This window comes from Nostoc sp. KVJ20 (genome assembly GCF_001712795.1).
Classification (GTDB): domain Bacteria; phylum Cyanobacteriota; class Cyanobacteriia; order Cyanobacteriales; family Nostocaceae; genus Nostoc.
Genome location: NZ_KV757645.1, coordinates 36,895 through 48,852, shown reverse-complemented (window position 1 = coordinate 48,852; position 11,958 = coordinate 36,895). Strand labels below are relative to the sequence as shown.

Here is an 11,958-nt window from a genome sequence, read left to right as displayed (position 1 = left end):
CGTTACTTGCAGTCTTCAGGGTTTTGTCAGTGCTCAGTTAAAAGTTCTGAGTCTTGAGTTAAATACATACTCAGCACTCAGCACTCATTACTCAAAAGTTTTCCTGGTGTCTATTGCGCGGTGGAACCACACTGAACCCTTCCCGAACTCAGAGGTGAAACGCTGCTGCGGCCACGATAGTTTAGGGGTAGCCCTACGCAAAAATAGCTCGATGCCAGGTTCTATATTTCAACAAGCCTTTCTAAATGTAGTTAGAAAGGCTTGTTGTTTAGCTGATAAGATGGCTTAATATTTTGACAATTATATGCAGCGGTAGTTCGGAAAGTTTCAGCAACTGCTGATGTTGTTACTGATTGAGAATACTTTTACTGCTCTCAAGTTTTGACAAGAGAGCAGCTTTAGCTCACGCCAGAAATTTACATGGGGCTTCATAAATTCAATGCCCCGGTTACTGTATAGGTAGTTAACCCCACACCAAACACGATCGCAGTGAAGGAGTAGGGTTTTGTTGTATGTGGTCATAAAGAAACGCCAGCTTCAGATACAGTAGCCCCTACATCTGGTTTTACCTCCTTCGCCTTCTTTTCAAAAAGCTGAATTCCTGCATCAATAATTTCAAACCCGTTTTCTGTTCGTTGGCCAAGCTTGCCCGATACAGCCCCAGCCCAGTCTGCAAACTCCGAGGCGCTAGTTTCAGCCTTACGCCAACTTTTGGCATTAACTTGAGCGGTGAAGACTATGCCGTTCTGGTCAGTCAACTCGATTGCAACTTTTTTATTCTGAAGAGGTGTGGCTGTTGGTAGTGAGCCACTAAATTTTATTGTCACTTCGCTTTTGACTTCCATACCTTACCCCTAGCTCATCATCAATTTCATTTTTTCGTTCCTGATTTTATCTTGGATTAGGTTGACACAACGTGCGGGGCAGAGAGTTAATCTCTTTGATCACAAACAAAGTGAACGTTGAGCATTCGACTTGAAACAGAACCAAGACTCAACATTAAAAAACAAAATCCACAAAAAAAATTTACCCCTGTTTTTGACCCTTTTTTTGTCTATCTAATTGATAATTACTCTCAAGATGAACCGCCCAAACCGTGATTATTGACACATTTATCAAGAAATATTACAGTTTTTGCACTAACTTATTGATTTCACTCAATTCGTGCATTTGAGATAAAACCTCGAAAAAACATCCATTTTCCCCGCCCTCACCAACTACATTCAACATCTCCCAATATCTAGACAATATCTCCCTTTCTCTCCAATTTTTTCTTACCTTTTTACACCTTTTACATCATCCACTCACAAAATTCTCATTAGCTCAAAAATTCCCAATAAATCCGAACAGTTCCCAAGACTTGTTAGAAGTCTCCCATTTGCTCCCAATAATTGGTCAATTACCCTGAAAATCGCTTAAAAGCTTTTAAGCTCTGTAATCCATCTTTTTCTGACGCACAGTACGCCATATTTGGCGGAAAGTTTTTGAGGGTCAAAAATGAAAAGTAGAAGCAGAAGCAACAGCCATCAAAAAATACTACTGAAAAACTACACAATCACGACAAAACCCAGCGATGAGTTCACCCCTCTTTTCACAAACGTATTACGGGGGGGTTCAGGGGTGTTTGAGGTTTTGTCCAAGGCAATTGAAGAAATTGAGCCGAAATTTTCTGCAAACCTTACACAGTCAGCGAGAATATTAAAAAGAATGGAAGAGTGCTGTTTCTCGAAACAGTTGGCAATGTTAGGACTGCGGCTCGAAACTGGCTTAATTAGTACGATTTAAGATGAATAGATTAACCCTAGCCAAACTCAAAAAAATTGCAGCAGATAAAGGTTACGAAGTCCGATTTGAGAGGGCCCGCTACAAGGTTTTTGAAAAGATTGCTGATTTCGATTCTTTGTCCGATGCCGAGGAGTTTCTAGCCCAAAAAACACCGCCAACACCACCCAAACCGCCAACACCACCCAAGCCCCCAACACCACAGTATGACCTTACTGTTATATGGCAGCGTGTTTTGGAAAATATTCCTCAAGCCTCCATCAAGGCATTAATAGGACAAATGTGTTTTTTATGTGATTATGATGGGGAATCTGCATTAATACAGTGCAAATCGCCTTGGTACGACAAAATAACAACAAAATTACCGACACTCAGCGAAGCTTTTAAGAGTGCATTTGGTAGAACCGTCGCTGTATCACTGTCAAAGATTCCTACTGCACCAACGCCATCCCAAACACCTTCACGCTCCCAAATACCAGCACCGCCACCGCCACCTATACCACCACCACCAACGCCATCCCAAATACCACCGCCACCTAGACCACCCGGCACAACCCAGATACTATTCCTCAGTTCTGGAAAATACAAAATTAGGGTACTTGATGAAATTATTAACCAAGGCTACCCAGGCTTAGATGGTCAAAAATACTTGGATGTGCTGAAAACGGTAGAAATAGCGAAAATACTTGATTTTTATCATTTATCACAAGGCATGAAGTTATCTATAGCTATCCCTTTTAATTCATACCAATCTTGGTTTTTGAATTTTGAGGTTATCAGTTTGGCTATTCAATCGCTGAAGAATAGTAATTACTTATTTGTTATTTTGCAACCAATATCACGTATAACATCAGCCGATCACTATTTGGGTATTCACACATACAAACAGTGAGAAGTCGTTCGTTTCAGGTCGGAAGTCGCCCTTTGAAATTCAGGACAATTACTTCAGACAAACGACTTGCGCCTTACCCTGCAAGTCTGCTTTGAACTTGCCTCCCAATTAGAACCACAATTAAGAAGCCAAATTCTGACCAATAAACCCCAGGCTTATTGATCAGAAATAATACAGACTTGTTGCAAACGTACTTCAAAGAATCGCTCAATCGAGTAATTGCTTGAGCAAGTGAATCTGTAATTCCAACTGTGAGATAGAGTAAATCACAGCAGTCTTAAGAGTGTCGCTGTCAGCACCAATACGCTTTATGACAAATGGCCCCCAGCACATTCTCAAAGTACTCAAAACAATTTTAGTCAAACCTCTGCCCGACATTTTACGCTCTCGCTCTCGTAAAAATTGCAGCAACTGGCCATCGCTACTGTCGTGACTGCGCTTAATCGAAAGCACTTCTAAATTAGGTTGCTCCATGTCCTGTATTCCTATCGAATTATAGAAGATTATAAGTAAGACATCGTGTTGATTGATACCAATTTTAAATGACTGTCAAAATGCGCCGTAAACTACCCCTAGTATCCCTCTACTGTACCAAATGACAGTCATTTGACAGTCATTGTCCAAAACCCCGATGACTGTCAAACGACTGTCATAATACCCCCTAGAGGTGCTTTTGGGCGTATTTTCGCACCAGGCAGTAAACGCGATTTCTCCCCCAAAAGTGGATTTCAGGGTTTTGTATAAGTGATACCATACTCACTATGGTTTCATGCCCTGCGGGTGGCTGCGCCATCTCTCGCTGCGCTCGTGACATGAAACCGCCGTTCGCCCTGCGGGGTTTTTCAGTACTACACTCACACTGCATTTGTAGCATAAATCTTTTATGTCGCCACTAACAATTCTCAGAATTGAGAAACTAAAAACATTCGGCAACGTTGCGGGAAGTGATGACCATGTTACCAGGAATAGAGAAACACCCAACGCAGATCCAACTAAAGAGAATGTCCGGTTAATTGGGGGAGAAGACGACCGCGCACTCGAAGAGATAGTTAAAGAAAAAATTTCTACGCTCAAGCATCGCCCTCGGCATGATGCAGTGTTATGCACTGAAATGTTTCTCTCGGCATCGCCTGAATATTTCCGCCCTGGTGATCCATCTCTTTCTGGGCAGTGGTCTGATTCACTGATGCAGCAATGGGCTTTAGCATCTCGTGACTGGCTATCTCAAAACTATGGATCAAAGTGCGTCAGGGCAGAACTCCACCTAGATGAAAGTACCCCACACATTCACGCCTACATCGTGCCACTGAATGAAAAAACTGGGAGAGTCAGTCATGACGCGATGTTTGGCGGTAGAGGTGGACAGGGAAGGATTAAGTTATCCAAACTCCAAGATAGTTATGCTGCTGCACTCGCTCCTTTGGGCATTGAACGAGGGGTTAAGGGCAGCAAAGCAACCCACACCAAAGTAAAGGAATATTACCAAGCTGTTAACAGTGAACCACTCACCGCAGTCATTACAAATAACCAATTAGCGCCAGCGCCATTTGAATCAGCTAGTAGTTATGTAGCCAGAATTCAGTCAGATGACCAGTTCCAAGCAATTAACCACCAACTGGCTGACCGGGCTTTCATGCAAGAGCGACTATCCCGTGCGGAGCAACGGGCTAGGGCCAGCGAGAAGGAACGACAACGGCTAGAAGAAATTGTACGATCGCTGGAATTGAAAACCCAACAACTGCGCGACTTGGCCCTGGAGGATGTCGCTTGGGAGTTGGGGCTACACCACGAGGAAGGAAAATGGAAGGGTCACGGACACATCATTAATATAGATGGGCCCAAATTCTACGACTTCGCCCCCGATCAACAGAAAGGCGGCTGTGGTGCAATTGACTTGGTGATGCACGTTAACCAGTGCAATCTACGGCAGGCGGTTGTCTGGTTGCATGAATGATTTGGTGAAGCTGGAGCAGAACGAGCAGCGATCGCCAAAGCTAAAACAGTGGCTGCTGAAATTATCCAATTAGAACCACGAACCCCGTTTCAGCTACCTGTTGAGGATAAAGCCAAGTGGTCTTCTGTCTCCAACTACCTCACCCAAAAACGGGGGATACCATCAAACTTTGTGGAACTTCTACATAAAAGGGGGTTAGTTTACGCTGATGATCAGCAAAACGCTGTGTTCGTCATGCGGAATCTTGGCGAAGAACCCCAGGCATTAGGAGCATTCCTGCGGGGAACACGGGGAGAAAACAACACGTTTAAGGGCTACGAGAAAGGAACAGTTAGGCGTGAGGGCTGGTTTCACTTTCGCTTAGGCGGACAGCCAACAGATCCTGTAGAGAAAGTGGTGCTTTTGAAATCGCCCATTGATGCCGTGTCTTTTGCCATGCTGGAATATCAGCTTAGAGGCGACGTGCCACCCAATAGAACTTTGTACATGGCGGTAGATAATCCCAAAAGCTTACCAGTAGAGCAATTGCAGAATATTCCTAATTTACAAGTGGCGTTTGACTCGGACGATTCTGGTAATGCAGCTGCACGAGTTGTTAAGGAACTACTGCCACAGTCCAAGCGGCTCAAATGCAAGGCTGACGATTGGAATCAGCAGCTACTCGATTATGGGCAGCAGTTAAAACAACAGAATCAGCAACAGCAGGAGCAGGATGATGAATTGAGTCTTTAATAGTCAGCGATCAAGAGAGTGAACTGTACAGTTAGTTTTGTAGTATAAAAGTAGTTTTTTAGTAGTTAATTTTGATTCAAGTGATTTGAAATTTACTTAAATCATCATTTTTCGCTCCAAAAAACTTACCAAACTTTTTGGCGTACTGTGCGTCAGAAAATGATATTAATTTTTGGCTGGAGCATAATATCACTACGACATTTGAAAATGCCATAATTTCAGCATTTTCCATTGATTTGCCATTACTGTGCCATAGCCTTGCCATTGAAATGCCATAATTATGCCAGTTTTAACCCTAATTCTCAATAGTTTTAATTAGTTGAGAAAGAATGTTTCAAAATTCCATTCATTTGCCATTGAGATGCCATTGGCGTGCCATAAATCAGCCATAATAGGAGCCAATTTTTGATTTTCCAGAAATTTGCCATAATTCTGCCATTGAGGTCAGTTTTTAGTTCGTATACGAAGTTTTTTTTTCGACGAACTCTTTTGTGGCAGTCAAGAAAAAAATGAAATTGATAATGAGCTAGGGGTGAGCTATGTCTACCCCAAAATCGGACATACTAGAGTGAGTTAGTATCATCAACTAAAAGTACAGCACTGTTTATTGTGGATGCCAATTCAATTTTGCAGCAAGCTTTAAGTGACTTCTGCTCACAAGTGCTTCTTGATACAAGTTTTGTGGCGAAGGCGTTTAAGCAGATACATCAGATGAAGCGGGAGTTTGGCAAAGGGTATGCCTTAATTAATGTTGGAGAGTTTCACCCAGACAAAGGCTCGTTCACTTACCCAAACAAAGATGGGCTTGAGACTTTGTGGCTGGATGAATCAACGACTCATCAATACCTAAATAAAGAAATTGCCACTAATGTTTTGAATGTTGTTGATTTGGAATCCTGCCCTGATAACCATGAAGTTTTTATTTTCATGGGGAGTATTGATAATGGTGATGCAATAAAAGAAGGTCGATACAGTGTAGCTGTCATAAGTATCTATGTTGCTGACCCCTACCGCATTAAACCCTCATCAATTACATCTAAACAAATTGAGAAACGGCTGCGACGGATGGCTAGTAGCGGAGTACGTCTATTGATTCTCGATACGTCTAATCCTGATTTTATGGGTAAGAACCTTGCAAAATGGCTGCGTGAAATCAAAAGGTTAGGAAAATACGCGGATCAACACTTTAGCATCATGATAGATGCTACTGATGAGTTCCCCGCAGAACTCCCGCCAGATTTGCGAGACGATTGCTGGACTATCAGGTTTGGTAAGTAGTTTCAGTCCTGTATTCCACGTATTAGCCCTTATGTGGAATGCGGTTTATCCAATGCGACATCGCATTGGATAAATGTAACCAATATCTTACAGGTAACTCAGGCTTTCTTCCAAAGTCCTTTATACGGTTCGGGAGATAGCTGTGTATATCGAACGGTATGCTGAATATCTTTAGGGTCAGCATTTTCAATTTTACCAACTTTCGATAGTTGGGGGTCTTCCTTTACGTTGATTGCAGGCATACGTAAAGCTCCCGAAATGTATCATCCTAAAAAGGAGTTTATCGCAGATTTTGGTTGAAATACCAACATTCGGTTATAAGTTGGTATTCTTCATAAAGTTAGAGAAGTTGTTACCTTATGCGGTGGTCGCCGAGATATGGACACTGTTTGCGAATTTATTTAAGGGCTTTAAAAAGGGGTAGGATCAGCTTTAAACTCTAGTTGAGGACATCATGATTGACTTGTTATCAAGTGGGCATTGAGCCGAGATGGCTGCAAAAACGGAAATAGAGGCTGAAAAAATCGGAAGCGTTTATTCTTTAAGCTGCAAATAATTAGGTGAAGACAAACCCTATGGCAAGCAACCTTCTTAGCCCACTTGAACTCAGGCAACGATCAACTAAAACTCTGATGCTGTCCAGTCGGCAACTGAACTGGAATGGCATCTTGGTTGAACAGTGTCAATACTCTGCATCTCCCGATGAAGCTAAAAGTCCTGCCCTATCCGATCATCGGCTCATCTTACCCCTGGGTCCCCCCGCCCCTTTGATCCAGAAACGCGACAATCGCTTGCATGAATCCATCCTGCAGAAGGGAGACACCATCTTTGTTCCTGCTGGACATTCAGGTTCCTGGCGATGCCCCACAAGGGAGATCAACCGTCCCAAAAAGCAGCAGTTGCATATTTGGTTAAAACCGGAGTTGATTAAACAAGCTGCCGAAGCATCCGAAATTGATATCGACCGACTCGACCTCGTGAACTGTTTCGGTCGGCAAGATTCACAGCTTCATCATATTGCAATGCTGCTGTTAGCTGAGTTGCAATCCGATAGCATCATGGGGCAATTATATGTCGAATCATTAACTCAAGTCTTAGTCATTCATCTGCTGCGACACTATTCTACCTTCACTCAGCCCATTACTTTTGAAGACAGAAGCTTAACTCATACCCGCTTACAGCAAGCGATCGAGTATGTTCACGCTCACCTTGACCGAGATTTATCACTGGCTGAGATTGCTGGAGTTGTTAATATCAGCCCGACTTACTTTGCCAACTTGTTCAAAGGCGCTACAGGAATTTCGCCGCACCAGTACGTGGTTCAACAGCGAGTGGAATGGGCGAAATTGCTGTTGTTGAAAACGAATTTGTCAATTGCAGATATTGCCTTACAAGTGGGTTTTTCTAACCAAAGTCACTTGACACGACACTTTAAACGTCTAATCGGAGTGACTCCAAAGCAGGTTCGCTAAAACTATAAGTAATGTAAAAAATCATTGCAAGAATCTACAAGAGGTTGAGCGTTGGAATTCATTACACTCAAGTTCAATAAGACAAGCGTGACTGAGCAGTAAAACTGACGCACATGAGCAATTCTCTCATTGCGCTGATTCCTGACTGAACAGGACTTGGAATATTACAAGAAGAGTATAAAGGGGTTGGAAAATTAGGCTGGCATAATCACATTGAGGATTCCTCCTAAAAAAGACGGTGACTGGGTAAAAAAGACTGAAAATGCAGCCATCACTGCATCTTCTACCCGATATTTAGTATTATTTCCGGGCTTCCTTTCATCGGGTAATTCATGTAATGATGACCGTAAAAATTGCATTAATTCAGGAATTTCTATGGTTGCTGCTTTTTGAGCCATCTTTGAGTAATTTAACGCGCTGTTGGATTTTTAACTCACCAATTTTATCTCCAAAGACAACAATTATAAATTTTTATTTCCCTTCAATTCCCTATTCTAAAAACCGAACTATCTTCCTGGATTTCCCTCATTCGTTGTCAAGCAATTACCCAAGATAATTAAGTATTTATACTTAATTACTCGAACCAATAGTTTTTTAGCGATCGCCTCTCCCTGAAAAACTAGTTCTTTTATACTACTTTGGGAATTTCAAAATGGGGGTTAATACTCTATTTATTTCAAAATGAGAATTGCTGCTTTCAAATGCTTAGGTTGATAATGGGCTGATTTTAATGATTCACAGCGCTCATATGTTGAGCAGGATAGCGTTCGCCCACAACAATTCCTTTCGGTGCTACAGCTTCGATGAGTTGTATCTCTTCTGGTGTCAGGATAATATCCACTGCTGCAATATTCTCTTCTAGATACTCACGGCGCTTCGTTCCTGGAATTGGCACAATATCTTCTCCCTGTGCCAAAAGCCAAGTAAGGGCAAGTTGGCTAAGAGTCACGCCTTTTTCCAGTGCGATTGCCCGTAGCTGCTCAACCACCAGCAAATTTCTGTAGAAATTCTCGCCTTGAAATCGAGGTGAGTGACTACGGAAATCGTCTGGATCTAAGTCTTCAGGTTTAGTAATCGTACCAGAAAGGAAACCTCGGTCCAATGGACTGTAAGCAACAAAGCCAATGCCTAATTCTTGCACTGTAGCTAAAATTTCATCCTCTGGATCGCGACTCCATAGCGAATATTCCGTCTGCAATGCAGTGATCGGATGAACAGTCTGTGCCCGCCGAATCGTGGCTGGAGCTGCTTCTGACATACCCAAGTAGCGGACTTTGCCTTGCTGTACTAATTCTGCCATTGCGCCGATCGTCTCTTCAATCGGTACTGTTGGGTCAACGCGATGCTGATAATACAGATCGATCGTATCAATGCCTAAGCGCTGTAAGGAAGCATCACAGGCAGAATGTACATACTCAGGTTTGCCACTGATGCCGAGAAATTGCCCATCGGGTGTGCGAACATTGCCAAACTTAGTTGCCACAATCACTCGATCGCGCCGATCGCGAATCGCCTGCCCAACTAACTGCTCGTTGATGAATGGACCGTACATATCTGAGGTATCAAGAAAATTGATGCCTAGATCAATAGCACGATGAATGGTTGCGATCGATTCTTCATCATTGGGACTCCCATAGAATTCAGACATGCCCATGCAGCCTAATCCTAATTCGGAAACCACGAGTCCTTGACTGCCTAGTTTTCGCATTTTCATAATTTTTACTTCTGAGAGCAGCGTTGTTGCACAAAAAGAGGGTTTAAGTACCACCAAAAACCGGGTATCGCCATGAGCTACAAGGCCCGCAACTGGTCAGAGTATAACGCTGGATTGAAACAAAGGGTGAAAGTAAAACCAAAGTAGGTGCGCTAAAACCATAAGAATGTGACAAATTATTGTAAGAATCTAGAAGAAGTTGAGCGTTGGAATTCATTACACTTAAGTGAAATAAGACAAGCGTGACTGAGCAGTAAAACTGACATATGAGCAATTCGCTCATTCATTTGCTCATTCGCAAATACCCGAAAGCAAGATGCAAAGAATAGGGGCATGAAGCCGTTTCTGACCACTCAGGAATCATCTTGACTATTTTTGAATCTATCCCATCAAGTTGACAATACCGAAAAAAGTGTTTAAAAAATTAGTTGAGTTTAGAAAAAAATAAAGATCAATGTTAAATCAACTTTTTATAAAAAACAAATTTTTACACAGAATTTCATTTAAAACATTAATTTTTCCTTGTTTTTTAATCATTAATAGCTGTAGTAATAATGCAAATTTTGCACAAATTCGTGAATTTTCTAAGAAGGCAGAATTAGCCGAACAAGTTTTACCAACTATTGCAGATGATTTTTATACATCTTGTTTAAGATCGGCTCGATATAGAGCAGTAAAAATTTTACCACCTGACAGAACAGACAACGTATCAAGAGTGGTTGAAAAAGATATATTATTAGAGGAAATTGCAAAGTTAGAAAGGAGATTAAGCAATAAAAACCCCGATGCAATCTTAATTCGACAATTGCAATCTTTTAAACAAAAACTACAACAATTTCCACCATCTAATCGTTTACAAACTCGTGTTGATGCTGAAGAAAGTTGTAATAAAAAAAATCAGTTTTCTAGCTCCTCCGAACCTCAGATATCATCTCTTTATTTAGGTTCATTAATGAAAAAAGGAAATAGCGTTATTGTCCTTTATATGAAAAATTTAGGTTTACTTGCTGCTGATGATTTAATTAACTTTGATACAGAGTTTAATACTTTAAAAACAAATTCTCAAAATTTATCTAATGAACTAACAGACCTTTTAAAATTTGATGGAGCAGATACAGCGAGAGTAAACAAGCGAGTTGAAGCAGGAGTTGATATAGCTAATTTTATTCTTACACAAATATTTGCAGAAAAAAGACGTAATACTCTTAAAGAAGTTATAACTCAAGCTAATCAGCCATTTAAAACTTATACTGAAGGACTCCAAAGTATCGTACAGAGGGTCTATATAGATCAATCTCTCAAGACTGAAGAATCATTTCTTGATAATTATTATATAGATTATATTGAAGAAATTTTAGATAGCAATGAAAGAAAACAGGGAAGTTCAGTAGTATCTATTGCAAATACACTTATAAGTATTGACCAAGATCGTTGGAATCCTGAAAAAGATAAAATCCAGAAGCGACGAGAGTTAGGTTATGCCTATATTGATCTGTTAAAAACTATCGTTGACAGTCACGAACAATTAGCAGTTATATATAAAGATGGTAAACAACCTTCTAAACAGGCTTTTCAAAAGATAATGAATGCAAATAATAAAGCCTTAAACAAGTTTATAGACAAGGCTAACATATTAAATAGCTTTCACGAATAAAGATAGTATATTCATAATTTTAATACTTTTACCGATTCAATAACTAGGATAGTTAAATTATGACAATCAACACTAATGGAGTAGATACTTTGTTTAAGTACGGAGACATGCTTCAGCAACTTGCAAATAAAGTAGATGCCTTTCGGCGTAATTATCGAGATACTTTATCATCAGAACAAAGAGACAAGTTAAGGGATTATTCAGAAAGAATTCGACAGAATGCAAATCAAATTGCTATATTTGCTGCGATAGAATTACTAACTCGGTTAGAATCACAATTAACTCAATTGAAAAATCTTACTAAAAAAGTTGATGAATTAATGAATAATATAAAAAATCTGCAAGAGGTAATTTCAGGGTTGGCAGAAATCGCTCAATTAACTCTTAATATTTTGAGTCTAAGATAATTAAATAAATAAATACGGCAATTCTAGGCGCTCTTGTATTTGAGAAAATTAGCGGTTTTTCCGCCTACTATAA

Annotated in this window: 12 protein-coding genes, 1 rRNA gene and 1 pseudogene; 8 read left to right on the top strand and 6 right to left on the bottom strand. The window is 40.7% G+C overall.

What is annotated here, in order from left to right; genetic code table 11:
- The first annotated feature begins 102 nt into the window (after positions 1-102).
- Positions 103-220, top strand: a 5S ribosomal RNA gene (gene rrf, locus A4S05_RS22045).
- Between the two features lie 298 nt (positions 221-518).
- On the opposite strand, the gene A4S05_RS22040 is transcribed toward rrf, so the two are convergent.
- The gene (locus A4S05_RS22040) at positions 519-845 is read right to left on the bottom strand and encodes a hypothetical protein (RefSeq protein WP_069071936.1); all 327 of its coding nucleotides are present in this window, start codon (positions 843-845) and stop codon (positions 519-521) included.
- 941 nt (positions 846-1,786) lie between these two features.
- Between A4S05_RS22040 and A4S05_RS22030 the strand changes: the two genes are divergently transcribed.
- The gene (locus A4S05_RS22030) at positions 1,787-2,674 is read left to right on the top strand and encodes a hypothetical protein (RefSeq protein ID WP_069071934.1); all 888 of its coding nucleotides are present in this window, start codon (positions 1,787-1,789) and stop codon (positions 2,672-2,674) included.
- Positions 2,675-2,881: 207 nt separating this feature from the next.
- On the opposite strand, the gene A4S05_RS22025 is transcribed toward A4S05_RS22030, so the two are convergent.
- On the bottom strand, positions 2,882-3,148 hold the full coding sequence (locus A4S05_RS22025; protein ID WP_069071933.1) for a hypothetical protein: 267 nt from the start codon (positions 3,146-3,148) through the stop codon (positions 2,882-2,884).
- 409 nt (positions 3,149-3,557) lie between these two features.
- Between A4S05_RS22025 and mobV the strand changes: the two genes are divergently transcribed.
- Together mobV and A4S05_RS44265 are read left to right on the top strand one after the other, a co-directional pair.
- Positions 3,558-4,628 (top strand): MobV family relaxase, encoded by a 1,071-nt coding sequence (mobV, locus tag A4S05_RS44270; RefSeq protein ID WP_370684476.1) that lies wholly within the window; start codon positions 3,558-3,560, stop codon positions 4,626-4,628.
- Positions 4,629-4,676: 48 nt separating this feature from the next.
- Positions 4,677-5,360: a DUF3991 domain-containing protein gene (locus A4S05_RS44265; protein ID WP_370684475.1), complete on the top strand. Its 684-nt coding sequence runs from the start codon at positions 4,677-4,679 to the stop codon at positions 5,358-5,360.
- Between the two features lie 76 nt (positions 5,361-5,436).
- Here the strand turns inward: A4S05_RS44265 and A4S05_RS22010 are convergent, their stop codons facing one another.
- A complete protein-coding gene (locus tag A4S05_RS22010) occupies positions 5,437-5,625 on the bottom strand; it encodes a hypothetical protein (protein ID WP_069071931.1) in 189 nt (62 codons plus the stop codon).
- Between the two features lie 344 nt (positions 5,626-5,969).
- On the opposite strand from A4S05_RS22010, the gene A4S05_RS22005 reads away from it, so the two are divergent.
- Positions 5,970-6,638: a hypothetical protein gene (locus A4S05_RS22005; RefSeq protein ID WP_069071930.1), complete on the top strand. Its 669-nt coding sequence runs from the start codon at positions 5,970-5,972 to the stop codon at positions 6,636-6,638.
- 98 nt (positions 6,639-6,736) lie between these two features.
- On the opposite strand, the gene A4S05_RS41860 is transcribed toward A4S05_RS22005, so the two are convergent.
- Complete coding sequence (locus tag A4S05_RS41860; protein WP_176727068.1) at positions 6,737-6,880, bottom strand: hypothetical protein; 144 nt, start codon at positions 6,878-6,880, stop codon at positions 6,737-6,739.
- A gap of 390 nt (positions 6,881-7,270) precedes the next feature.
- On the opposite strand from A4S05_RS41860, the gene A4S05_RS22000 reads away from it, so the two are divergent.
- Entirely contained in the window at positions 7,271-8,110 is an 840-nt protein-coding gene (locus A4S05_RS22000; protein ID WP_256091077.1) for a helix-turn-helix domain-containing protein, read from the top strand.
- 227 nt (positions 8,111-8,337) lie between these two features.
- Here the strand turns inward: A4S05_RS22000 and A4S05_RS21995 are convergent.
- Together A4S05_RS21995 and A4S05_RS21990 are read right to left on the bottom strand one after the other, a co-directional pair.
- Positions 8,338-8,508 (bottom strand): annotated as a pseudogene (locus A4S05_RS21995) (ISNCY family transposase); the annotation flags it as partial.
- A gap of 329 nt (positions 8,509-8,837) precedes the next feature.
- On the bottom strand, positions 8,838-9,824 hold the full coding sequence (locus tag A4S05_RS21990; protein ID WP_069071927.1) for an aldo/keto reductase: 987 nt from the start codon (positions 9,822-9,824) through the stop codon (positions 8,838-8,840).
- A 454-nt stretch (positions 9,825-10,278) separates the two neighbouring features.
- Between A4S05_RS21990 and A4S05_RS21985 the strand changes: the two genes are divergently transcribed.
- Both A4S05_RS21985 and A4S05_RS21980 read left to right on the top strand, forming a co-directional pair.
- Complete coding sequence (locus A4S05_RS21985; RefSeq protein WP_069071926.1) at positions 10,279-11,478, top strand: hypothetical protein; 1,200 nt, start codon at positions 10,279-10,281, stop codon at positions 11,476-11,478.
- 59 nt (positions 11,479-11,537) lie between these two features.
- Positions 11,538-11,885 carry a magnesium transporter CorA family protein gene (locus A4S05_RS21980; protein ID WP_069071925.1) on the top strand — a complete coding sequence of 116 codons (348 nt, stop codon included), beginning with the start codon at positions 11,538-11,540 and terminating at the stop codon, positions 11,883-11,885.
- Positions 11,886-11,958 lie beyond the last annotated feature (73 nt).